Below are 21,785 nucleotides of genomic sequence, written 5' to 3'. Positions count from 1 at the left end.
CCATGAAACTGATTTATACCATTATCAAAGTCATCATTTTATTATTGTTTTTACTGCTCGCCGTCATCAATACCGACAGCGTCGCCTTCCACTACCTGCCCGGTCAGAAAGCCGATTTACCGCTGATTGTCGTCCTCTTCGGCGCATTCGTCATCGGCATCGTGTTCGGTATGTTTGCCCTGTTCGGCAGACTTTTGGCGCTGCGCAGCGAAAACAACCGCCTGCGTGCCGAAGTCAAAAAACACGCGCATTTGAGCGAAAAAGACCTTACCGCCCCCGTACCGCAGCAACCTGCGCCGCAAACGACGGCCCCTGCCAAACAACCCGTACAAACGCCCAAGCCTTAAAAAAGGAATCACATGGACAACGAATTGTGGGTCATCCTCCTGCCCATTACCCTTTTGCCCGTCTTTTTCGCCATGGGCTGGTTTGCCGCCCGCATTGACATGAAAACCGTGTTGAAACAGGCGAAAAGCGTGCCTGCCGGCTTTTACAAAAGTCTGGATGCATTGGTTGACCGCAACAGCGGCCGTGCCGCCCGCGAACTGGCGGAAGTCATCGACCAGCAGCCTCAGTCTTACGACCTCAACCTGACCTTGGGCAAACTCTACCGTCAGCGCGGCGAAAACGACAAAGCCATCAATATGCACCAAGCCCTGCTCGACTCGCCCGATACCGTCAACGAAAAACGCGCGCGGGTGTTGTTCGAACTCGCGCAAAACTACCAAAGCGCAGGCTTGGTTGACCGTGCCGAACAAATCTTCATCGGCTTGCAGGAAGGCAACATGGCGCGCGAAGCCCGTCAGCACCTGCTCAGCATCTACCAGCAAGACCGCGACTGGGAAAAAGCCATCGAAACCGCGCAACTCCTCAGCCACGACGAGCAGACCTACCAATTTGAAATTGCACAGTTTTATTGCGAACTTGCCCAAACCGCGCTGTTCAAATCCAATCTTGACGCCGCCCGTTACAACGTCCAAAAAGCTTTGGATGCCAACAAAAAATGCGCCCGCGCCAACATGATTTTGGGCGACATCGAAACCAAACAGGGCAATTTCCCTGCCGCTGTCGAGGCATACGGCGCCATCGAGCAGCAAAACCATGCCTACCTGAGCATGGTCGGCGAAAAACTCTACGAAGCCTACGCGGCCCAAGGCAAACAGGAAGAAGGGCTGAACCGGCTCATCGGCTACATGCAGACTTTCCCCGATTTAGACCTCATCAACGTCATTTACGAAAAAGCCCTGCTGCTCAAAGGCGAAAGCGAAGCCGCCCAACTTGCCATCGACCTCGTACGTCAAAAACCCGACCTCAACGGCGTATACCGCCTGCTCGGTTTGAAAATCAGCGACATGAATCCCGCGTGGAAAGCCGACGCCGACATGATGCGTTCCGTCATCGGCCGCCAACTCCAACGCAGCGTCATGTACCGCTGCCGCAACTGCCACTTCAAATCCCAAGTCTTCTTCTGGCACTGCCCTGCCTGCAACAAATGGGAAACCTTCACGCCCAATAAAATCGAAGTATGAAGCAAACCAACAAAAAGGTCGTCTGAAAAAAGTTTCAGACGACCTTTTATCTATTCCCTACCCTACACCGCTACGGCGGCCTTGATGTGCGGATGCGGGTCGTAACCTTCCAACTCGAAATCTTCAAACTTAAATGCAAACAAGTCTTTGACTTCCGGATTGATTTTCATCACCGGCAGCGTGCGGGTGTCGCGACTCAATTGCAGTTTTGCCTGTTCGAAATGGTTGCTGTACAGATGCGCATCGCCCAAAGTATGGATAAATTCGCCCGCCTCCAACCCGCAGACTTGGGCAATCATCATGGTCAACAGCGCGTAACTGGCAATGTTGAACGGTACACCGAGGAAAATGTCCGCGCTGCGTTGGTAAAGCTGGCAGGACAATTTGCCGTTGGCAACGTAAAACTGAAACAGCGCATGGCAAGGCGGCAATGCCATTTCGTCTACCAGCGCGGGATTCCATGCCGACACAATCAGACGGCGGGAATCAGGGTTTTTCTTGATTTGCTCCACGACGTTGGCAATTTGGTCGATATGGCGGCCGTCGGGTGCAGGCCAACTGCGCCATTGGTAGCCGTACACAGGCCCCAAGTCGCCGTTTTCGTCCGCCCATTCGTCCCAAATGGAAACATTATTATCTTTCAAATATTTGATGTTGGTATCGCCTTTGAGAAACCAAAGCAGCTCATGGATAATCGAGCGCAAGTGCAGCTTTTTGGTGGTCAGCAGCGGAAAGCCTTGACTCAAATCGAAGCGCATTTGATAGCCGAACACCGAACGAGTGCCTGTACCGGTACGGTCGGATTTATCGGTACCGTTTTCGAGAACATGGCGCATTAAATCGAGGTAGGCTTTCATTGGTGTCCTTTAAGAGTGTGTGTTGTTGGAGATGATTTGGGGCGTATTGTATAGCAATTTGTCGATTAACAGCATAATCAAGGTCGTCTGAAAACTGGAAACGGGGTTCAGACGACCTTGGCATTATCCGTTATGGATTGTCCTGAAACACGTTTTTCTATCTGAAACAAAATTCGTTTTTTAAGGTGTTATTTTCTTTCTTACCCTGTTTCCCAAGGGTAATTTTCGTAAAATTGTTGACAATATTGACCGTTTTCACATGAAAATTTGTGTCGGATTGAATTTTTTACACTCTTTCATTTCAAATTTCTAGTTAAATTACTTAGAATATATAATCAATTTATTTTAAAATTATGAAATTTTCAAAAATATTTTTGTATTTTATTGGCTATATATATCAAATAATAAAATTCTCAAAAAAATAATGTCAACAATTTTCATCAAAACCGCTTGGCAGGCAAAAAAATTAGGTTTATATTGCTTTCCACAAATTCATCATTCTTTCCAATCTAATCCACAGGGAGCATAAAATGACCGATTTGAACGCCTTGTTTGCCAACCTCAAACAACGTAACCCCAATCAAGAGCCGTTTCACCAAGCGGTTGAAGAAGTATTCATGAGCTTGGGCCCGTTTTTGGCAAAAAATCCGAAATACACCCAACAAAACCTGCTTGAACGCATCGTCGAACCTGAGCGCGTCATTATGTTCCGCGTCACTTGGGTGGACGACAAAGGACAAGTCCAAGTCAACCGCGGCTACCGCATTCAAATGAGCTCCGCCATCGGTCCTTACAAAGGCGGCTTGCGCTTCCACCCGACCGTCGATTTGGGCGTATTGAAATTCCTCGCCTTTGAACAAGTGTTCAAAAACGCCTTGACCACCCTGCCTATGGGCGGCGGCAAAGGCGGCTCCGACTTCGATCCCAAAGGCAAATCCGACGCCGAAGTGATGCGTTTCTGCCAAGCCTTTATGAACGAACTCTACCGTCACATCGGCCCGAACACCGACGTACCTGCGGGCGACATCGGCGTAGGCGGCCGCGAAATCGGTTTCCTCTTCGGACAATACAAAAAAATCCGCAACGAATTTGCCTCCGTCCTGACCGGCAAAGGCCTCGAATGGGGTGGCAGCCTCATCCGTCCTGAAGCGACCGGCTACGGTACCGTGTACTTCGCCCAATCCATGCTGCAAACACGCGGCGACTCGATTGAAGGCAAACGCGTGCTGATTTCCGGCTCCGGCAACGTCGCGCAATACGCCGCCGAAAAAGCCATCCAGCTGGGCGCGAAAGTGCTGACCGTTTCCGACTCCAACGGCTTCGTCCTCTTCCCCGACAGCGGCATGACCGAAGACCAACTCGCCGCGCTTATCGAGCTGAAAGAAGTCCGTCGCGAACGTGTTTCCACCTATGCCAAAGAGCAAGGTTTGAAATACTTTGAAAACCAAAAACCGTGGGGCGTTGCCGCCGAAGTCGCCCTGCCCTGCGCGACCCAAAACGAATTGGACGAAGAAGCCGCCAAAACCCTGCTGGCAAACGGCTGCTACGTCGTTGCCGAAGGTGCGAACATGCCTTCTACTTTGGGCGCGGTCGATCAGTTCGTCAAAGCGGGCATCCTGTATGCACCGGGCAAAGCCTCCAACGCCGGCGGCGTGGCAACTTCAGGCTTAGAAATGAGCCAAAACGCCGTCCGTCTGGCTTGGAGCCGCGAAGAAGTCGACCAACGCTTGTTCGACATCATGCAAAGCATCCACGAATCCTGCCTGAAATACGGCACTGAAAACGGAAAAACCAACTACGTCAACGGTGCGAACATCGCCGGTTTCGTCAAAGTCGCCGATGCGATGCTGGCGCAAGGTATCGTATAAGCCTGTATTGTCCTGACTTTAGGATGTGGAAAGGTCGTCTGAAAACCTTAATTCAAGGTTTTCAGACGACCTTTTTTACTGTTCGGAACTGCTTATAGCGGATTCAAAGGCAGACACACAATAAAGCGCACCTTAATGTGATTTCAAACCTGCCTCGTTTTACTATAGTGGATTAAATTTAAATCAGGACAAGGCGAGGCAACGCCGTACTGGTTTAAAGTTAATCCACTATAAACGGACAAAAGGTCGTCTGAAAAAGCCCAATTCAGCTTTTCAGACGACCTTCTTTCATACTTTCTAAACCAAACGCCTTTAAAACGCTTCGCCGACTTTCACGCCGCCGGCGGTGTCTTTAGGCGTGGCAAGTTGCGCGGTCATGGCTTGTGCGGCTTGGAAATCGAGCGTTTGCATCACGGCTTGGGCGGCTTCCTTGCCCAATGTGTTCGCCATGTATTGCCAGCGGCTTGCCAAATCGGGATTGACGGGGATTTGGAAGCCGTCGCGCAGTTCGTCCACGAGGTCGGGACGGTTGCAGACGAGGACGATGTCGCAGCCTGCTGTAAAGGAAGCGTTTGCACGTTCTTTGATGCCGCCCGCTGCGCCTGCGCCTTCCATAGTGAGGTCGTCTGAAAAGATAACGCCTTTAAATCCGATGTCTTGGCGCAGGATTTGTTTGAGCCATTTTTCGGAGAAACCGGCGGGCTTACCGTCAATTTGCGGATAAACGACGTGGGCGGGCATGACCGCCGCCATGCCTGCGCCGCTTAGGGCGCGGAACGGAATCATGTCGGCGGCTTCGAGTTCGGCAAGGCTGCGCGTGTCTTCGGGTTGCACCAAATGGCTGTCGCCCTCGACGAATCCGTGTCCGGGGAAATGTTTGCCGCAGGATTTCATGCCGCCTCGGTTCAGACCTTTTTGCAGGGCAAGGGCGAGCTGGGTTACGGTGTCGGCGTTGCGGTGGAAACTGCGGTTGCCGATGACGGGGCATGTTCCCCAGTCGAGGTCGAGGACGGGCGTGAAGGAGAGGTCTATGCCGCAGGCGGTCAGCTCCGTCGCCAATACCCAGCCGACCTGCTCGGCTTTTTCTTTGGCGGCGGCTTCACCTTCGGTGTCCCAAATCTGTCCTAAAGTGTTCATGGCGGGCAGTCGGGTGAAGCCTTCGATGAAGCGTTGTACCCTGCCACCTTCGTGATCGACGGCGATGATGAGTTCGGGCGTGCGCAGTGCTTTGATTTCTTGAACAAGGGCTTTGAGCTGCCCGACGTTTTGGAAGTTGCGGCGGAACAGGATGACGCCGCCGATAGACGGGTCGATCAGGCGTTGTTTTTCTTCTTCGGTCAGACAGTAGGCGGCGACGTCTGCCATAACGGGGCCGCGCGGGATGGAATGGGGAGCGTTCATTTTTGGATTCCTTAAAATGTTTTCAGACGACCTTAAAGTATCAAAGGTCGTCTGAAAACGGGAAAACACATTAGGCAGCTTTGCCTTTTTTGTCTTTCAGTATGAAGATGAGGGCGGTCATGACGACGCCGGTGGCGAAAAAGCCCAGCCAAGCCGATTGCGTCATGCCCAACACGAGGTAGCCTGCCGCTGCCGCGCCTGCGACGGTCAGGGCGTAAGGCAGTTGCGATGTAACGTGGTCGATGTGGTTGCAATGCGCGCCGGTGGAAGACAGGATGGTGGTGTCGGAAATGGGCGAACAGTGGTCGCCGCAAACCGCGCCAGCCATCACGGCGGACATACACGGGATAACCAACGATGCATCGACTTTAACCGCCATCGCTGCGGCAATCGGCAGCATAATGCCGAACGTGCCCCAGCTTGTGCCTGTGGCGAACGCCATCACGCTGGCAAGCAGGAAGAGGATGACGGGCAGGAAGCCGGGATGGATATTGTCTGCAACCAGCGTGGAGAGGTAGTCGCCGGTGTGCATTTCGCTGACGACGGTGCTGATGAGCCAGGCAAGAATCAGGATGGTAATCGCGCCGAACATCGAAGATATGCCCTGACGGACGGCTTTGGGATAGTCGGCGGCCTTGATGGTGCCGAGCGTGCAAAGGACGACGGCGAGTACGCCGCAAGTACCGCCGAACACCAGCGAGGTATTTACATCGGTATTTTCAAACGCGCCCAAAATGCTGAAGGTTTCGCTTGCCTGCGCGCCTGTGTAAATCATGGCGGAAACGGTGGATGCGATCAACACCAAAACAGGGATAATCAGCGCGTAAACCCTGCCTTTAGGGCCGTCAGAGCCGGCGGATTCGTCATGGGTTTCCTGCAATGCCGCTTTTTCAAGGCGCGCCATCGAGCCGATGTCGAAAGAAAACCAAGCGACGACAAACACCATGATCAGGGCGAACAGGGCGTAATAATTCATCAGGCTCATGGCGACGAACACACCCATCGGCGTGTATCCGGTGATGTGGTAAGTAACGAGCAGACCTGCCAGCGTGGCGATAATCGATGCGCCCCAGCTTGAAACCGGCATCAGTACGCACATCGGCGCAGCGGTAGAGTCAAGGATATACGCGAGTTTGGCGCGGGAAACTTTGAATTTGTCGGTAACGGGGCGGGCAATCGCGCCGACGGCGAGACTGTGGAAATAGTCGTCGATAAAGGTAACGAATACGAGACAGGCAGTCAGCATTTTTGCGCCGCGCCGCCCTTTGATGTGTTGCTTCGCCCAATCAGCAAACGCCTGATTACTGCCCGAAAAGGTTAAAAGAGAAGTGAAAATACCGAGCAACAATAAGAAAATCAGGATTTTAGGTTTTCCCAGCGACCAATCGCCGTCTGCCCAAGCCAGTCCGACCACCATGTCTTTCAGGTGTGTCAGTCCGTCAATCGGGCTGCCGCCGACCAAAAAGGCAACGCCGACCAAGATACCGATGCCCAAAGACAGCAGCACGCGGCGGGTGATGACGGCAAGCGCCAATGCCAAAAACGGCGGCACGACGGATAAAAACGAATGTGAATAATCAATCAGGTGCATAATATTTTTATTAATAGGAAGTCAATCGGAGCGGAACGTTTTCAGACGACCTTTGAATGCGATTGTTGACAAAGCCAAAAGAGCAAAACCATCAAAAAACAAACAAATCAATCAGTTGCTAAAATTACAAAATACCCGCCACCTTAGGATGGCGGGTATTCTATCATTGAATGGCGCTTGCGTTGCACCTTATTGCAGGGTCAGGGCGAGGAAAAGCGTATTGCCGTCGCGCTGAACCAGCAGCGGCACATTTTTGCCCGCGCCTGCCAACGCGCTGCGGAAGCTCGATTCGTCGTTGACGCTGATTTGGCTGACGGCGAGGATTTCGTCGCCGCGTTTGAGTCCGGCACGTTCCGCCGCGCCGCTGACGCGGGAAACAATCAGGCGGCTTTTGCCTGCACCTTCATCGACGCGCAGGGTCAGTCCCGTATTATCGACGGTAAAGCCGTCCGCCGGATTTGCCTGCTGCGGCTGCTCGGTAGCGCGTGAAGACGTTTCGTTCTGCTCCGCCATGCTGCCGAGTTTGACTTTCACATTAATCTTCTCGCCTTTGCGCCATACTTCCAGCGAAACTTCCTTACCCGGCAGCATCGAGCCGACCATGACCGGCAAATCGCTGGACACGCGCACTTCTTCGCCGTTAACGCTGCGGACGATGTCGCCCACTTGCAATCCTGCCTGCATGGCAGGGCTGTTCGGCATCACTTTGGCAATCAACGCGCCGCTGGCTTTGTCCAAGCCGAACGATTTCGCCAGATCGTAAGACACTTCCTGAATAATCACGCCCAACTGACCGCGCTGAACCTTACCGCTGGTTTTCAACTGCTCGGCAACATTCATCGCCACATCAATCGGAATCGCGAAGGAAATGCCCATAAATCCGCCGCTTCGGCTGTAAATTTGGGAGTTGATGCCGACTACCTGACCTTTCAGGTTAAACAGCGGGCCGCCGGAGTTACCCGGATTGATGGCAACGTCGGTTTGGATGAAAGGTGTGTAGCTTTCGTTCGGCAGGCTGCGTCCTTTGGCGGACACGATGCCCGAAGTAACGCTGTTGTCAAAGCCGAACGGCGCACCGATGGCGGCAACCCATTCGCCCGGTTTCAAATCTTTCGGATTGCCGATTTTGACGACGGGCAATTCTTCCGAAGCGTCAATCTTCAGCAGCGCGACATCGGATTGCGTATCCGATCCGATCAGCTTGGCGGTGTATTCGCGTTTGTCGTTGAGCAGGACTTTGATATTGCCCATGCCGGCAACGACGTGGGTATTGGTCAGGATATAGCCGTCTTTACTGATGATGAAGCCGGAGCCGAAGTTCAAATCCTCGTCGGCAGATTGGTCTTCCGGCATATCGGGCATATTCGGGACAAGGCGTTTGAAAAACTCGTAAAACGGGTCGTTGTCAGGGAATTGGCTTAAATCCATGCCCTGCTCTTCAGACTGCCCGCTGCCTGCGGCACGCCCTGCGGGGGAGGCTTGAATATTGACCACCGCCTGACCTTCGTTTTGCACCAATTGTGCGAAATCGGGCAGCAGCATACCGACGCTGCCGTCGTCTTTGGAAGGTTCGATTCTTTGTACGAATTCTTCGCTTTTACTGTCGCCGCCGAAGAAGCCGCTGATTTTGTCACAGCCGCCCAAGGCCAGCGCAGAAGCCGTTACCAAAGCAAAGTATCTGTATTTGTTCATTTTTTCGCGCACCGCGTTTCCTTTTCCGAATAACGGATTGTGTTCTTGCATCTTAAAAACAGGGGGTCGTCTGAAACTTTTATCGTTTTCCAACCCGATAAGGTCGAATTTTACCTTTTGCCCATATTTTTTCAAGCATTTCATTTTAAATAAAAAAATGCCGTCAGAAATTTTAACCTGATAGAAAGGTTGTTTTGTTGATTGTTTACAATTTATCAATGTTTACATCAACTTCGCGCCATACTCGCACAAATCATTAATGATGCACTTCCCGCATTGCGGCTTCTGCGCCTTGCAGGTGTAGCGTCCGTGCAGAATCAGCCAATGGTGCGCATCCATCAAAAACTCTTTCGGCACAAAGCGCATCAGCTTGTCTTCCACCTCGCGCACATCCTTGCCCGGCGCGATTTTGGTACGGTTGGACACCCTGAAGATATGCGTATCGACCGCCATGACGGGATGGCCGAACGCCGTGTTCAACACCACGTTTGCCGTCTTGCGACCCACGCCCGGCAACGATTCCAAAGCCTCGCGGTCTTCCGGCACTTCGCCGTTGTATTTTTCCAGCAGGATGCGGCAGGTCTGCATGATGTGTTTGGACTTGGTTTTATAAAGCCCGATGGTTTTCGTGTATTCCATTACGCCGTCCAAACCCAAATCCAACATCGCCTGCGGCGTATTGGCAACCGGAAACAGCTTTGCCGTCGCCTTATTCACGCCCACGTCGGTCGCCTGCGCCGACAGCAAAACGGCAATCAAAAGCTCGAAGGGTGAATTGAAATGAAGCTCGGTGGTCGGATGGGGATTGGCAGCGCGGAAACGCTCGAAAATTTCTTGGCGGATCTGTTTGTTCATGGGGGTACGGGTAGGATTGGTGTGTGTCTTTATCGTTTGCCCGATTATAACGCAAAAGGTCGTCTGAAAACCGATGCCGAAGGTTTTCAGACGACCTTTCTATCCCGCCGCTTTACGCAGTTTCTTTCTTGCTCAACGTCAGACCTGTCCAACCGAACAGCAGCGTCAAAATCAGGCTCAGATAGCAGAAGAAGGCATAAGGCAGGTATTCCCAGACGGGTACGCCGAGGGCGTGGCTGATGAACACGCCGCAGACGCTCCACGGAACGAGCGGGTTGATGACCGTACCCGCGTCTTCCAGCGTACGCGAAAGGTTGCGCGAATGCAGACCGAGTTTGTCGTACACGGGTTTGAAGGTTTCGCCGGAAAGCAAAATACTCAAATATTGCTCGCCGATGAGGAAATTGACGCCGACCGACGTGGCGGCAACGCTGAATGTAGCGCGTCCGGCAGTGGTCAGGAACGCGCGGATGGCGTCCAGCAGCGACGGAATCACACCGAGCGTAAACAGCAGCCCGCCCAAACTCATGCCGAGAATCACGATGGTTTGCGTGAAGAACATACTTTCCAAACCGCCGCGCGAAATAAGTTTGGCGATGTCTTGAAACGCTTCGCCTTCGAGTTTGTAGCCGTCGTAAAACCATGCGCCGAGCTGGTTCAAGTCGGGCGTGCTGTGGAAATAAGTTACCGCAAGCGCGGCGAGGATGGTAAAGAGCATGGCGACGACGGCGTTGATGCGCAACAGCGCCAACACGACCAACAGCGCAAACGGAATCAGCGAATAGCCGTGCACCAAGCCCGTCGCTTCGAGCTGGCTGCGGAAGGATTCGACGCTGTTCAAATCGTGGGCGGCAACATTGGGCAAGAGCCACAGCATCAATGCTGCGCTGATGAGCCACGCGGGAATGGTGGTGTACATCATGTTTTTGATGTGTTCGAACAAATCAATGCCGACGATGGAGGCGGAAATGCCCGTGGTATCGGAGAGCGGAGACATTTTGTCGCCGAAGAACGCACCGGAAACAATCGCGCCCGCCGTCATCGCCAAATCGGCATGAAACGCCGCCGCCATGCCCATAAAGGCAACGCCGACGGTGGCGCAAGTGGTCAAACTGCTGCCGATGGACACGCCGATGACGGAACAAAGCGCAAAGGCGGAGAAATAGAAATAAGTAGGGGAAATCAGCCCGAAACCGTAATACATCAGCGTTGGAATCGCGCCGCTCATCATCAGCGCGCTGACCATCAGCCCGATGAAGAAAAACAGGTAAATCGCGCCCATGCCCTGCCCCACCGCGCCGACCATGCCTTTTTGCATATCGTTATATTTCAACCCGCGCGCGAGACCGTAGAGGATGAGGACGGTAATGGCGGCGATGATGGACATATGGGGCAGCCAGCCCAGCGAAATGATGGTATAACCCATCGCTCCGATTAACGCCGCAACGACGGCAAGCGCCTCTTTGCGCGGCATATCGAGCAGTGATTTGAATGCAAACATATTGCTTTGCCTGTTTTGTGTGTATTTAACGAAGTTTAGCACACGGGGTCGTCTGAAAAACCGCTTTTCAGACGACCCCGTGATTTTTTATGAATGTAATAACGGATTTTAGTTGATGCGATATGGTTTTAAATTTGATTTTTTGAAACAAAATATCCTTATTTTCAAAATAAAGCCGTATTATTTCTTTTTATTATGATTAAACTGCCCCTCGCGCAAAAATGTTGCGGTCTGCTCGGCAGTAATGTGTTTAAACAGCATACCGCTGTGGCTGACGGGTAAGATAACGTGGTCGCGCATATTCGGGCAGCGGGTTTCGCTGACCAAAACCGTACCGTCGTGTTCGCCGTGCAAACCCAATACGCGCCCCAGCCCGAGCGGCTTGTTGCCGGCAATGCTGCCCAGTTCGATATGTTCGGGCAAATCGGGCGTGCCGCCGTCGAGCGCATCGCGATAAGCGCCGCCGAGTACGGGGGTTTTCAATCCGAGCCGGAACACCCTTTGCGCAGCCCGGCTGCCTTGGTGGGGCGTGCCGAAGGTAACGATGCGTCCGGTGATTTTTTCGGGATGGGCGGCGGCAAAGTGGCGTAACACCAGCCCGCCCAGACTGTGTCCGGCAAAATGCAGAGGCTCGTCCGCCTCGTGTTTTTCAACAAATTCCGCCAATGCCTGCGTGTGCTGCTGCATGGTGTGCCAGACGCTGTAATAACCGAACAGGGCAACGTCAAAGCCTTGCTTTTCCAGCATATCCGCTAAAGGTTTCATCACCCAAGAATGCATGTGCAGTCCGTGTAATAAGATGATTTTCGACATGAGGACCTCCTGTATATTGCCGCTAGCATTATGCCATAAGTCAGTCAGACCGTATTGCGGACGCGTTCTGCCTTTTGAAAACGGGCTTAAGCTCCGGTTAAAATCTGTTGCCGTATTTTCAGACGACCTCGGTTTGGACGGATCAGGTTTAAAAGTCCGTCCCAACGAAAAAAGGTCGTCTGAAAACCTGATTTCCAAGTTTCAGACGACCTTCTGTTCAAACAATGTTTACTCGTCGGCTTTATAACCTTTGAGGGCAAAGAAGACGATGTAGAGGTAGCACACGACAGGTGCAACATAAGAAATCATCATACCGAAATCATCGGCAATCTTACCTTGCAAAACAGGAATCAGCGCGCCGCCAACGATGGCGGTACAAAGAATACCCGAAGCAGAATTGGTGAATTTGCCGAGATTTTTGGTCGCCAGCGAGAAGATGGTCGGGAACATGATGGAGTTGAAGAAGCCGATGGCAAGCAGCGCCCACATGGCGATGTCGGCATTGCCTTTACCAACCATGATGGCAATGACGAGCAAAGCAGTGGCAACTGAGGCATTAAAGGCAAGGTAGCGGTTTGGCGCGACTCGAGCCATCACCGCCGAACCGAGGAAGCGTCCGACCATGGCACCACCCCAGTAATACATCAACATATCCGCACCTTCGGCATGGCTCAATCCTTTCAAGAAGCCCAAAATATTGACCATGAAAGAGCCGATGGATACTTCCGCGCCAACGTAGCAGAAAATGCCGACCATACCGAAAACAAGGTGTTTGTATTGCCACACGTTGTGTTTGCCGTCGTGGTTGTGTTCGCTTTCCTCAACGGCAATTTTGCGTGCATCGGGCAGACGGATCATTTTCACAAAGACGGCGAGGAGGATCAACAATCCTGCCAAACCCAAATAAGGGATTTGGACGGAAGCAATTTGCTCGGCTTTGCTGGCTTTCTGAGCCGCATCTGTAAAAATGAGAAGTGCACCGATTTTCGGAGCAATAGTCGTACCCAATGAATTGAATGCCTGCACCAAAGTCAGCGTTGCAGATTCTTTGCCCGGTTTCGCCAGCAGGGTCACATACGGATTACCCGAAACCTGCAACAGGGTTACGCCCGAAGCAAGAATGAAGAGCGCGCCCAAGAAAGTCGGGTAAGATTGGCTGTCTGCGGCAGGATAAAACAACAAACATCCGACGGCGGTCAGCAAGAAGCCGCCGATGACGCCGTTTTTATAGCCGATTTTACCGACGAGATGCCCCATCGGAATCGACATGATGGCATAGGCGGTAAAGAAACAGAACTGAACCAGCATCGCCTGAAAATTGGTCAGCGTGAAAATTTTTTGCAGATGCGGAATCAAGATGTCGTTCATGCAGGTGATGAAACCCATCATGAAGAAGAGCGCGGTCAGGACGACCAGCGCGGAATTATGGTTTTGTTGTGATGGCGTAGACATGATTTGCCTTTCGATTTATTGGAATTGACCGTATAAACAGTTAATATCCGTTAATAACGGGCCGAATCATACTGGCTTTTGCCATTCTTGCAAACACTGAAAACACGCCGACTACATAGAGTTTCAGCAAGATTCTGTCCGATAACGCATTTTTATAGACAGAATCCGTCTGAATTTTACAATTAACCTACCCGCAAACGACTTAAAATCTTATTTCAGACGACCCTTGACCTGACGCAAACTTATCCGCCATGCCCCTCATTTACGCCTATCTCGGACTTGCCGCCTCCGCCTTTACCTCCGCCACCATCCTGCCCGGCACGTCCGAAGCCGCCTTCGCCGCGTTTATCTACACCTATCCCGAACAGGCATACGGCGCGTGGTTGTGCGCCGGACTGGCAAACGGCTTGGGCAGCATGGTTTCCTATTGGATGGGGCGGCTGATTCCGTCCAAGAAAAGGTCGTCTGAAAAGACCCTGCGCCTGCTCCAACGCTGGGGCACCCTGCCCCTTTTGTTTGCCTGGCTGCCCGTTATCGGCGACGCGCTGCCCATTGCCGCAGGCTGGCTCAGGCTCAACCCCAACACCTCCGCACTCATGCTCCTGACCGGAAAAATCCTGCGCTACGGCATCATCCTCGCCGGCATCAAAGGCATGATGTAAACCATTTGCGCAAAACCTGCCGCATTCATTTTCAGACGACCTGAAACAGCGTAAAATCCCAAAGGAAATATCCCGTCCCTTCATTTTTTTCAAAGCGAGAAATCATGTTCTTCAAGCACATCGAAGCCGCCCCCGCCGACCCCATCTTAGGCTTGGGCGAAGCATTCAAAGCCGAAACCCGTCCCGAAAAAGTCAACCTCGGCATTGGCGTTTATAAAGACGCATCCGGCGCGACCCCCATCGTCAAAGCCGTCAAAGAAGCCGAAAAACGCCTGCTCGAGAGCGAAACCACCAAAAACTACCTCACCATCGACGGCGTTGCCGACTACAACGAGCAAACCCAAATCCTCCTCTTTGGCGCAGACCACGAAATCATCGCCAGCCGCCGCGCCAAAACCGCCCAAAGCCTCGGCGGCACAGGCGCATTGCGTATTGCCGCCGAGTTCGCCAAACGCCAGTTGAACGCACAAACCGTCTGGATTTCCAACCCCACATGGCCCAACCACAACGCCATCTTCAAAGCCGTCGGCATCCAAGACAAGCCATACCGCTACTACGACGCCGCCAAACACGGCCTAGACTGGGACGGCATGATTGAAGACCTGAGCCAAGCGCAAAAAGGCGACGTCGTCCTCTTGCACGGCTGCTGCCACAACCCCACCGGCATCGATCCCACGCCCGAACAATGGGAAACCCTCGCCAAACTCTCCGCCGAAAAAGGCTGGCTGCCCCTGTTTGACTTCGCCTACCAAGGCTTTGGCAACGGCCTCGAAGAAGATGCATACGGCTTGCGCACTTTCCTGAAATACAACAAAGAATTGCTCATCGCCAGCTCCTATTCCAAAAACTTCGGCATGTATAACGAACGCGTCGGCGCATTCACCTTAGTCGCAGAAGACGAAGCAACCGCCGCCCGCGCCCACAGCCAAGTCAAAACCATCATCCGTACCCTCTACTCCAATCCCGCCTCACATGGCGCGAACACCATCGCCCTAGTGTTGAAAGACGCGGATTTGAAAGCCCGATGGATTGCCGAACTCGACGAAATGCGCGGCCGCATCAAAGCCATGCGCCAAAAATTCGTCGAATTGCTCAAAGCCAAAGGCGCGGCTCAGGACTTTGATTTCATCATCGAACAAAACGGCATGTTCTCCTTCAGCGGCCTCACGCCCGAACAAGTCGACCGCCTGAAAAACGAATTCGCCATCTACGCCGTGCGCTCCGGCCGCATCAACGTCGCCGGCATTACCGATGACAACATCGACTACCTGTGCGAAAGCATCGTGAAAGTGTTGTAATCCGCATCAGGCAATACCAAAAGGTCGTCTGAAAACCCAATATACCGTTTTCAGACGACCTTTCCCCACCGTTTGACACAACAACCCCTTAAAGCATCACATTATGAGACCCACACTAGACGTCATCATCCCCTGCTACAACTCCGCCGCCACCCTTCAAGCGGCTGTCGAGAGCGCCGTTTCCCAACCCGCCGTCGAAAACGTCTGGCTGATTGACGACGCCTCCATCGACGACACACGCCTTATCATGAGCGACCTCGCCGCCATCCATCCCAAAGTCCGTTGCGAATACATGCTCGAAAACGGCGGCGCCGCCAAAGCCCGCAACTGGGGCGCCATGCAAAGCCAAGCCGACTTTATCGCCTTTCTCGACGCCGACGACGTCTATGAAAACAACGTCCTCAATGCCGCCTACCTCGGCTTGGAAGCCTATTCCTACCTCAGCCTGGTCCGCCTCAAACTACGCCCGATCGGCTTTCCCGAACACTACCTCAACCACCCGCAATTCCCCACCGCATGGGAACGGCTGCAAATGACCGTCGGCGGCAACACCGTATTCCGCCGCAGCATCTTTCTCGCCTGCGGCGGCTTTCCGCAAGACGAACTCTTCCGAATCTTCGGCGGCGAAGATGCCGCACTCGGCATCGCACTGACCCGCGACAGCGTCGTCGGCTACCTCTTTGAAGAACGCGATCCCGCCGTCAGACACAACTACCGCCCCGGCATCCACGCCGAGCGTCTGCTCGATGCCGAACTTTTCGGCAAAACCGTCCCCGGACTGACCATAGACCACCAAAACGAAGCCGAAGCCGTCACCCGCCGCATCAGCCGCCGCCTGCAAGAAGTCAAAGCACACTCGACCTTCGAAGAAGCCGGCACCATGCCGCTCTACCCCGAGTACGAATAAGCGGGCATAAGCGCAAAGCCCTGCCCGAACGGTTGCATTACATTGCTTGAAGCAAAAAGGTCGTCTGAAATTTTGTTTTCAGACGACCTTTATTCATAGTACGAAATTTAGGGTAGAGAACATGCCTCAGGAACAATAATCTGACATTCGGAGGCTTTGGCTTTATTACAATGATTTATCGCAAGACGCTCAGCCTCGCCACGCTCACCTATCCCATTAAACAACTGAAATTTTGATGATTTCTTACCCGAAGCAGCAGCAATACAGCCGTTTCTGACCCAGCCATTATCCCGACAAGGAGCATATCGCCCATCGCTTTCACATAGTCTAATTGCTTCGCGCTTGGCTTCAGCAATCGAAGGCATATTGGACGATGCAGCGACAGCACCCGCTTTCTCATTAATGGCAATAGCCCCAAATTTAGAAGGAACTTTCACGTCGTGATAGATGATTTTTTTAGGAGGCGGAGTGCTGCGGCTACCTGAAGAACAGTTCGGGTTATAACCATAACCACACAATGCAGAATTGTTTTGCAACGCCCCTCTGGTTGCATCATAGGTAGGGTCGGCATTTACATTAAAACTTACCAAGCCCAATGCGATTAAAAACAGTTTTTTCATCAATTTATCCTTTTCCCAGCTCATCTTTAACTTGGTTTAGAAAAGGTCGTCTGCAAATAGTTCTCAGACGACCTTTTAAATAAAATTTGATTATTGCAATTGAGGCAGGGAACAGCCTTCGGGAAGAGAAATCTCACAATTCGTTACCTTCGGATCCGCCCTGCATTGCGCTAACGCTTCCGCCTCCGCCAATCCTTTTTCTTTTCCTACATAAAAAGACTTCCATTTTCCAGGATTATTGATTTCTTTACCTTTTGCAGCAGCAATGCAGCCGTTGCGTACCCAAGAAACCACTTTACACGGAGCATTTTTATTACCCTGCTTGCATTGCTCCAGCGCTTCCTTTTGTGCCTCCGACAGCGAATTTTTATTCAACACACCAGCCCCATAGCCAGTTTTCATGTTCATAGCCACTGCCCCGAATTTAGAAGGAACTTTTACGTCGTAGTAGATGATTTTTTTAGGAGGCGGAGTGCTGTTGCCTGATTGGGGAGGCGGCACATTGTAGTTGACAACCTCCCCGTTATGTCCTTGTATCTGACAGATGCCCGTATCAGGAAAATACCTGCCGGGGCAGTTGGCATAAACATCAAAACTTACCAACCCCAATGCGATTAAAAACAGCTTTTTCATCAATTTGTCCTTTCAAATCATGCCTCACCACGCCGCGCGTTCCCTCATATCCTCTACCGCTTCCACCAACGCCGCTGCCAATGGCGAATCAAACGACGAATGTCCCGCCTGAATCACGCGCAGTTCGGCTTCGGGGAGCGCTTGCGACAATTCCCACGCGCTTTGCATGGGGGTGCATAAGTCGTAGCGCCCTTGTACGATGATGGTCGGGATATGGCGGATTTTGTCCGTGTTCGCCAAAATCGCTTTGTCGCCCTTCAGCCAACCTTCGTTGACGAAATAATGGTTTTCCAAACGGGCGATGGCGAGCGATTGGTAGGCGTCCTCATCGACGTCTTGCGGCTCGAAGCGGATCAGGTAGCTTTCCCAGTCTGCCCAGGCTTTGGCGGCTTTCAGACGACCTGCTTCGTCTTCGCCGAACAGCATTTCGTGATACGCCGCAATCAGGCTGCCGCGTTTTTCTTCGGCGACAGGGGCGAGGAATTTCTGCCATTGCGCGGGATAAATCTGACTGACGCCGCCCGCTTCGTCCAGCCACGCCATTTCGGACGGGCGGCACAGGAATATCCCGCGCAAGACGAGTCCGGCAACGCGTTCGGGATGGGTTTCGGCATACGCCAGCGACAAGGTGCTGCCCCATGAGCCGCCGAACACCAGCCATTTTTGGATGCCCAGCATTTCGCGGACTTTTTCGATGTCGGCAACCAAATCCCAAGTCGTGTTGTCATCGGTGCAGGCGTAAGGCAGCGAGCGGCCGCAGCCGCGCTGGTCGATGATGACGATGCGGAACACGTCGGGATTGAAAAAGCCGCGGCAGGCAGGCGATGCGCCCGCGCCCGGGCCGCCGTGCAGGAAGATGACGGGCAGGCCGTCGGGATTGCCGGATTCTTCCCAGTAGATTTGATGGATGTCCGATACGGGCAGCAGGCCGCTGCGGATGGGTTCGCGGATGGGGTTCATGATGTTTCTCCTGTTGTCTGACGTTTGGATTGTACCCATCGTGCCGGTAAACGACAAACGGCAAGGGGTCGTATGAAATCCCCTTCCGCCGCCGCGTTTCCCGACCGCCCGACTATCCGCTATAATTCCCCGATACCCGCGCAACAGAAAGAATGAAATGAACAAAATCCTGATGACCGCCGCCGTGCTGCTTCTGTCCGCCTGCGGCTTCCACCTCAAAGGCATGGGTGGCACCGCACGCATGCTGCCGTATCCCGCTTGGCACATCCAAAACGCCTCCATCATGCAAAAGGCTTTGGAAAACGCCCTGCGCCGCGTCGACGGCAAACCCGTTTCCGCCGCCGAAGCGCAAATGACGTTGAACATCAAGGGCATCGAAACCCGTCAGGACATCTACACCATCACCCGCGCCGCGTTGGTCAACGAATACCTGCTGACGCTGCGCGTCGAAGCCCAAGCTATGCGCAACGGCGAGCCTGTGGGCGAACCGATTACCGTCCTCGTCAACCGCACGATGGATTACAACGACAGCGAAGTGTTGGGCAAACAGGAAGAAAGCGAAACCATTTGGGCGGAAATGCGCGCCGACGCCGCCGACCAAATCGTCCGCCGCCTGACGTTCCTGAAAGCGTATTGATGGCGGTCATGAATATCGAACAGGTCAGCGCGGATATGCCGCTTTCGCCGCTGTACATCATTCACGGCGAAGAAGACCTGTTGCGCATCGAAGCCCTCGATACCCTGCGCGCTGCCGCCAAAAAACAAGGCTACCTCAACCGCGAAGTCTTTACGGCGGACAACGGCGCCGACTGGGACGAACTCCTGCAAAGCGCAGGCAGCGCGGGGCTTTTTGCCGACTTGAAACTTTTGGAAATCCACATTCCGAACGGCAAGCCCGGCAAAACCGGCGGCGACGCGCTGCAAACCTTCGCCGAACGCCTGCCCGAAGACACCGTTACCCTGATTCTGCTGCCCAAGCTCGAAAAAGCCCAAACGCAGGCAAAATGGTTCACCGCGCTTGCTGCCAAAGGCACGGTACTCGAAGCCAAAGCCATTACCGCGCAAGCCCTGCCGCAGTGGATAAAAGGTCGTCTGAACAAGGTCGGACTCAATATCGAACCCGACGCGCTCGCCCTGTTTGCCGAACGCGTCGAAGGCAACCTGCTCGCCGCCCGCCAAGAAATCGACAAACTCGCCCTGCTGCACCCGCAAAACCATACCGTCAACATCGCCGATGCCGAAGCCGCCGTCGCCAACGTCGCCCGTTTCGACGTGTTCCAGCTTTCCGGCGCATGGATGAAAGGCGATGCCCTGCGCGTCGCCCGCCTTTTGGACGGACTCGAAGAAGAAGGCGAAGAGCCTGTCTTGCTGCTGTGGGCGGTTGCCGAAGACATCCGCACCCTCATCCGCCTGACCGCCGCGCTTAAACAAGGACAGAGCGTACAATCCGTCCGCAACAGCCTGCGCCTGTGGGGCGACAAACAAACCCTCGCGCCGATTGCCGTCAAACGCATTCCCGCCGTCCGCCTGATCGAAGCGCTGAAAACCTGCGCCAAAATCGACCGCATCATCAAAGGCGCGGAAGACGGCGACGCGTGGACGGAGTTCAAGCAGTTGGTAACGGAGTTGGCGGTGTAATTTCATTGGGCATGGATAGGTGCTTTTCGCGGCAAGGGCGCGCCTGTGCAAAAAGCGTGAAAGTTTGTATGCCGCATCGCTTCTGTACGCGCCCAAACGGCAAAAATACTGTAAAATACCGTTAAACATAAAGTTATGATATTTGAGGTCGTCTGAAATCCGTCCACAACCCGATGCAGCGGATAGACAAGCATTTCGGCGCGTTCAGAGATACGCCGCCGCTTGCCCGTCCACTGCAACCCCTTTTCAGACGACCTTCCACCCTTACAAGGAACTGCAACTTCATGGACAACCAAACCAAACTCCGCATCGGCGGCCTGCTCGTGCTGACCACCGCCGTTTTAAGTCTGATCATCGTCTTAATCGTCGATTCGTGGCCGCTTGCCATCCTGCTTGCCGTCATCATCGTCGCCGCAGCCGCCGGCGGCTTTGTCTGGACTTCGCGCCGCCAGCAGCGCCAGTTTCTCGAACGCCTGAAAAAATTCGACATCGACCCCGAAAAAGGCCGCATCAACGAAGCCAACCTGCGCCGTATGTACCACAGCGGCGACCAGCACCAAAAAGACGCGATAACGTTGGTCTGCCTGTCGCAAAAATGTTCGGCCGACGAAGCGCACGCCATGTTCAAAAAACGCCCGACCCGTCAGGAAATGAACCAGATGGCAGCCCAGCAGGCGCGCGGACAAAAACGCCCCCACCGCTGATTCCTCCCACACAAAGGTCGTCTGAAAACGGATGCGGCAGTTTCGCCCGAACCAAGCATTCCGTTTTTCAGACGACCTTTTTACCGAGCAGACCGCCATGACCGCCCTTCCCCCCGCCCCCGTCAAACGCCGCCTTGCCGCCCTGATGTACGAATTGCTGCTGACCGGCGCCGTGACCGCCATCGCCGCCCTCCTTGCCGGCATCGCCGCGATTTTCCTCAACCCCGTCTCCCAGCTCCTTTCCAGCTTGGTTACCTGCGTTATCTTCGTAGGCAGCTGGTGGCTCTACTTCAAAACCAACTGGACGAAAACCGGCCGCACCCTCGCCATGCAGACGTGGAAAATCGGGCTGCACGGCAGAAACGGCACGCTGCCGCCATTGTCGCAACTGCGCATCCGCTTTATTTGGTCGTGTATCTTCGTCGTCTTCATCCCCCTGCTCGCCTACGCCGGCCTGCGCCACCTGCTCGCCATCCCGCCCATACCCGCCTTCGGTGCCTCCCTTATCTGGCTCATCCTGCCGTGGGGCTTTGCCCTGCTGAACCCAGACCGGCAGTTTTTATACGATTTCTTGGCGGGAACACGATTGGTCGATTTGAAACAGGAAACATCCGAAAGCTGATTGTTCTACTGTTTTGCCACACAGACAAAAGGTCGTCTGAAAACGAGGCAAGCCCTTGCCGTTTTCAGACGACCTTCTTATCCGCCGTCGTTCTTGTTTGAAACCCAACCCAACTTAAACCATCTTCGATTCACGCATTCCCCTACTGTTTGAGACCTTTGCAAAATCCCCCAAAATCCCCT

22 protein-coding genes are annotated in these 21,785 nt (G+C 53.5%); 10 read left to right on the top strand and 12 right to left on the bottom strand.

What is annotated here, in order from left to right; all coding sequences use genetic code 11:
- Nucleotides 1-2 precede the first annotated feature (2 nt).
- Nucleotides 3-347 carry a LapA family protein gene (locus HMPREF2726_RS09675; RefSeq protein ID WP_070603182.1) on the top strand — a complete coding sequence of 115 codons (345 nt, stop codon included), beginning with the start codon at nucleotides 3-5 and terminating at the stop codon, nucleotides 345-347.
- A gap of 12 nt (nucleotides 348-359) precedes the next feature.
- Nucleotides 360-1,529 carry a lipopolysaccharide assembly protein LapB gene (gene lapB, locus HMPREF2726_RS09670; RefSeq protein ID WP_003761889.1) on the top strand — a complete coding sequence of 390 codons (1,170 nt, stop codon included), beginning with the start codon at nucleotides 360-362 and terminating at the stop codon, nucleotides 1,527-1,529.
- Nucleotides 1,530-1,591: 62 nt separating this feature from the next.
- Here the strand turns inward: lapB and HMPREF2726_RS09665 are convergent, their stop codons facing one another.
- A complete protein-coding gene (locus tag HMPREF2726_RS09665) occupies nucleotides 1,592-2,386 on the bottom strand; it encodes a thymidylate synthase (protein ID WP_009311115.1) in 795 nt (264 codons plus the stop codon).
- 530 nt (nucleotides 2,387-2,916) lie between these two features.
- Here HMPREF2726_RS09665 and gdhA point away from each other — a divergent pair.
- Nucleotides 2,917-4,254: an NADP-specific glutamate dehydrogenase gene (gdhA, locus tag HMPREF2726_RS09660; RefSeq protein ID WP_003776652.1), complete on the top strand. Its 1,338-nt coding sequence runs from the start codon at nucleotides 2,917-2,919 to the stop codon at nucleotides 4,252-4,254.
- A 312-nt stretch (nucleotides 4,255-4,566) separates the two neighbouring features.
- On the opposite strand, the gene nagZ is transcribed toward gdhA, so the two are convergent.
- From nagZ to HMPREF2726_RS09625, 7 genes are all read right to left on the bottom strand, one after another.
- Nucleotides 4,567-5,655 carry a beta-N-acetylhexosaminidase gene (gene nagZ, locus HMPREF2726_RS09655; protein WP_009311114.1) on the bottom strand — a complete coding sequence of 363 codons (1,089 nt, stop codon included), beginning with the start codon at nucleotides 5,653-5,655 and terminating at the stop codon, nucleotides 4,567-4,569.
- 70 nt (nucleotides 5,656-5,725) lie between these two features.
- Nucleotides 5,726-7,246 carry a Na+/H+ antiporter NhaC family protein gene (locus HMPREF2726_RS09650; protein ID WP_003765874.1) on the bottom strand — a complete coding sequence of 507 codons (1,521 nt, stop codon included), beginning with the start codon at nucleotides 7,244-7,246 and terminating at the stop codon, nucleotides 5,726-5,728.
- A 189-nt stretch (nucleotides 7,247-7,435) separates the two neighbouring features.
- On the bottom strand, nucleotides 7,436-8,938 hold the full coding sequence (locus tag HMPREF2726_RS09645; RefSeq protein ID WP_036528958.1) for a DegQ family serine endoprotease: 1,503 nt from the start codon (nucleotides 8,936-8,938) through the stop codon (nucleotides 7,436-7,438).
- A 222-nt stretch (nucleotides 8,939-9,160) separates the two neighbouring features.
- Nucleotides 9,161-9,793, bottom strand: a complete 633-nt coding sequence (gene nth, locus HMPREF2726_RS09640; RefSeq protein ID WP_003758214.1) for an endonuclease III — start codon at nucleotides 9,791-9,793, stop codon at nucleotides 9,161-9,163.
- Nucleotides 9,794-9,905: 112 nt separating this feature from the next.
- Nucleotides 9,906-11,294, bottom strand: a complete 1,389-nt coding sequence (nhaC, locus tag HMPREF2726_RS09635) for a Na+/H+ antiporter NhaC (RefSeq protein ID WP_070603180.1) — start codon at nucleotides 11,292-11,294, stop codon at nucleotides 9,906-9,908.
- Between the two features lie 180 nt (nucleotides 11,295-11,474).
- Nucleotides 11,475-12,107, bottom strand: coding sequence for an alpha/beta fold hydrolase (locus HMPREF2726_RS09630; RefSeq protein WP_070603177.1), 633 nt, complete (start codon nucleotides 12,105-12,107; stop codon nucleotides 11,475-11,477).
- Nucleotides 12,108-12,335: 228 nt separating this feature from the next.
- Nucleotides 12,336-13,559, bottom strand: coding sequence for a sugar MFS transporter (locus HMPREF2726_RS09625; protein ID WP_070603175.1), 1,224 nt, complete (start codon nucleotides 13,557-13,559; stop codon nucleotides 12,336-12,338).
- Between the two features lie 251 nt (nucleotides 13,560-13,810).
- Here HMPREF2726_RS09625 and HMPREF2726_RS09620 point away from each other — a divergent pair, with 251 nt between their 5' ends.
- The 3 genes from HMPREF2726_RS09620 to HMPREF2726_RS09610 all read left to right on the top strand — a co-directional run bounded on the left by HMPREF2726_RS09620 (nucleotide 13,811) and on the right by HMPREF2726_RS09610 (nucleotide 16,426).
- Entirely contained in the window at nucleotides 13,811-14,221 is a 411-nt protein-coding gene (locus HMPREF2726_RS09620; protein WP_070603174.1) for a YqaA family protein, read from the top strand.
- Nucleotides 14,222-14,325: 104 nt separating this feature from the next.
- Nucleotides 14,326-15,519, top strand: a complete 1,194-nt coding sequence (locus tag HMPREF2726_RS09615; protein WP_070603172.1) for an amino acid aminotransferase — start codon at nucleotides 14,326-14,328, stop codon at nucleotides 15,517-15,519.
- A gap of 103 nt (nucleotides 15,520-15,622) precedes the next feature.
- Nucleotides 15,623-16,426 carry a glycosyltransferase family 2 protein gene (locus HMPREF2726_RS09610; RefSeq protein ID WP_049224528.1) on the top strand — a complete coding sequence of 268 codons (804 nt, stop codon included), beginning with the start codon at nucleotides 15,623-15,625 and terminating at the stop codon, nucleotides 16,424-16,426.
- Nucleotides 16,427-16,533: 107 nt separating this feature from the next.
- Here HMPREF2726_RS09610 and HMPREF2726_RS09605 read toward each other — a convergent pair whose 3' ends face one another.
- From HMPREF2726_RS09605 to pip, 3 genes are all read right to left on the bottom strand, one after another.
- A complete protein-coding gene (locus HMPREF2726_RS09605; RefSeq protein ID WP_070603169.1) occupies nucleotides 16,534-17,046 on the bottom strand; it encodes a DUF4189 domain-containing protein in 513 nt (170 codons plus the stop codon).
- A gap of 90 nt (nucleotides 17,047-17,136) precedes the next feature.
- On the bottom strand, nucleotides 17,137-17,679 hold the full coding sequence (locus tag HMPREF2726_RS09600) for a DUF4189 domain-containing protein (protein ID WP_070603167.1): 543 nt from the start codon (nucleotides 17,677-17,679) through the stop codon (nucleotides 17,137-17,139).
- A gap of 24 nt (nucleotides 17,680-17,703) precedes the next feature.
- Nucleotides 17,704-18,639, bottom strand: a complete 936-nt coding sequence (pip, locus tag HMPREF2726_RS09595) for a prolyl aminopeptidase (protein ID WP_070603165.1) — start codon at nucleotides 18,637-18,639, stop codon at nucleotides 17,704-17,706.
- 157 nt (nucleotides 18,640-18,796) lie between these two features.
- Here pip and lptE point away from each other — a divergent pair, with 157 nt between their 5' ends.
- Together lptE and holA are read left to right on the top strand one after the other, a co-directional pair.
- Nucleotides 18,797-19,276 carry an LPS-assembly lipoprotein LptE gene (lptE, locus tag HMPREF2726_RS09590; RefSeq protein ID WP_070603163.1) on the top strand — a complete coding sequence of 160 codons (480 nt, stop codon included), beginning with the start codon at nucleotides 18,797-18,799 and terminating at the stop codon, nucleotides 19,274-19,276.
- Nucleotides 19,276-20,277, top strand: a complete 1,002-nt coding sequence (gene holA, locus HMPREF2726_RS09585; RefSeq protein WP_070603161.1) for a DNA polymerase III subunit delta — start codon at nucleotides 19,276-19,278, stop codon at nucleotides 20,275-20,277. Before lptE ends, holA begins: the two co-directional genes overlap by 1 nt.
- 133 nt (nucleotides 20,278-20,410) lie before the next feature.
- On the opposite strand, the gene HMPREF2726_RS14175 is transcribed toward holA, so the two are convergent.
- A complete protein-coding gene (locus HMPREF2726_RS14175) occupies nucleotides 20,411-20,563 on the bottom strand; it encodes a hypothetical protein (RefSeq protein WP_167317429.1) in 153 nt (50 codons plus the stop codon).
- Between HMPREF2726_RS14175 and HMPREF2726_RS09580 the strand changes: the two genes are divergently transcribed.
- On the top strand, nucleotides 20,562-20,981 hold the full coding sequence (locus tag HMPREF2726_RS09580) for a hypothetical protein (RefSeq protein ID WP_070603159.1): 420 nt from the start codon (nucleotides 20,562-20,564) through the stop codon (nucleotides 20,979-20,981). The genes HMPREF2726_RS14175 and HMPREF2726_RS09580 overlap by 2 nt on opposite strands.
- A gap of 97 nt (nucleotides 20,982-21,078) precedes the next feature.
- The gene (locus HMPREF2726_RS09575) at nucleotides 21,079-21,603 is read left to right on the top strand and encodes an RDD family protein (protein ID WP_070603296.1); all 525 of its coding nucleotides are present in this window, start codon (nucleotides 21,079-21,081) and stop codon (nucleotides 21,601-21,603) included.
- The last annotated feature ends 182 nt before the right edge of the window (nucleotides 21,604-21,785 follow it).

This window comes from Neisseria sp. HMSC074B07, from assembly GCF_001810355.1.
Taxonomy (GTDB): Bacteria; Pseudomonadota; Gammaproteobacteria; order Burkholderiales; family Neisseriaceae; genus Neisseria.
Note: the sequence above shows the minus strand (reverse complement) of the source record. Positions and strands in the feature narration are given on the sequence as shown.

Bases quoted from the DNA above. Each gene is read 5' to 3' on its own strand.
- pip (WP_070603165.1), bottom strand. From the start codon at position 18,639: ATGAACCCCATCCGCGAACCCATCCGCAGCGGCCTGCTGCCCGTATCG.
- HMPREF2726_RS09625 (WP_070603175.1), bottom strand. From the start codon at position 13,559: ATGTCTACGCCATCACAACAAAACCATAATTCCGCGCTGGTCGTCCTG.
- HMPREF2726_RS09630 (WP_070603177.1), bottom strand. From the start codon at position 12,107: ATGTCGAAAATCATCTTATTACACGGACTGCACATGCATTCTTGGGTG.
- HMPREF2726_RS09605 (WP_070603169.1), bottom strand. From the start codon at position 17,046: ATGAAAAAACTGTTTTTAATCGCATTGGGCTTGGTAAGTTTTAATGTA.
- HMPREF2726_RS09665 (WP_009311115.1), bottom strand. From the start codon at position 2,386: ATGAAAGCCTACCTCGATTTAATGCGCCATGTTCTCGAAAACGGTACC.
- HMPREF2726_RS09575 (WP_070603296.1), top strand. From the start codon at position 21,079: ATGACCGCCCTTCCCCCCGCCCCCGTCAAACGCCGCCTTGCCGCCCTG.
- nth (WP_003758214.1), bottom strand. From the start codon at position 9,793: ATGAACAAACAGATCCGCCAAGAAATTTTCGAGCGTTTCCGCGCTGCC.
- HMPREF2726_RS14175 (WP_167317429.1), bottom strand. From the start codon at position 20,563: ATGAAGTTGCAGTTCCTTGTAAGGGTGGAAGGTCGTCTGAAAAGGGGT.
- HMPREF2726_RS09580 (WP_070603159.1), top strand. From the start codon at position 20,562: ATGGACAACCAAACCAAACTCCGCATCGGCGGCCTGCTCGTGCTGACC.
- HMPREF2726_RS09615 (WP_070603172.1), top strand. From the start codon at position 14,326: ATGTTCTTCAAGCACATCGAAGCCGCCCCCGCCGACCCCATCTTAGGC.
- HMPREF2726_RS09610 (WP_049224528.1), top strand. From the start codon at position 15,623: ATGAGACCCACACTAGACGTCATCATCCCCTGCTACAACTCCGCCGCC.
- gdhA (WP_003776652.1), top strand. From the start codon at position 2,917: ATGACCGATTTGAACGCCTTGTTTGCCAACCTCAAACAACGTAACCCC.
- lapB (WP_003761889.1), top strand. From the start codon at position 360: ATGGACAACGAATTGTGGGTCATCCTCCTGCCCATTACCCTTTTGCCC.
- lptE (WP_070603163.1), top strand. From the start codon at position 18,797: ATGAACAAAATCCTGATGACCGCCGCCGTGCTGCTTCTGTCCGCCTGC.
- holA (WP_070603161.1), top strand. From the start codon at position 19,276: ATGGCGGTCATGAATATCGAACAGGTCAGCGCGGATATGCCGCTTTCG.
- HMPREF2726_RS09675 (WP_070603182.1), top strand. From the start codon at position 3: ATGAAACTGATTTATACCATTATCAAAGTCATCATTTTATTATTGTTT.
- HMPREF2726_RS09650 (WP_003765874.1), bottom strand. From the start codon at position 7,246: ATGCACCTGATTGATTATTCACATTCGTTTTTATCCGTCGTGCCGCCG.
- HMPREF2726_RS09645 (WP_036528958.1), bottom strand. From the start codon at position 8,938: ATGAACAAATACAGATACTTTGCTTTGGTAACGGCTTCTGCGCTGGCC.
- nagZ (WP_009311114.1), bottom strand. From the start codon at position 5,655: ATGAACGCTCCCCATTCCATCCCGCGCGGCCCCGTTATGGCAGACGTC.
- HMPREF2726_RS09600 (WP_070603167.1), bottom strand. From the start codon at position 17,679: ATGAAAAAGCTGTTTTTAATCGCATTGGGGTTGGTAAGTTTTGATGTT.
- nhaC (WP_070603180.1), bottom strand. From the start codon at position 11,294: ATGTTTGCATTCAAATCACTGCTCGATATGCCGCGCAAAGAGGCGCTT.
- HMPREF2726_RS09620 (WP_070603174.1), top strand. From the start codon at position 13,811: ATGCCCCTCATTTACGCCTATCTCGGACTTGCCGCCTCCGCCTTTACC.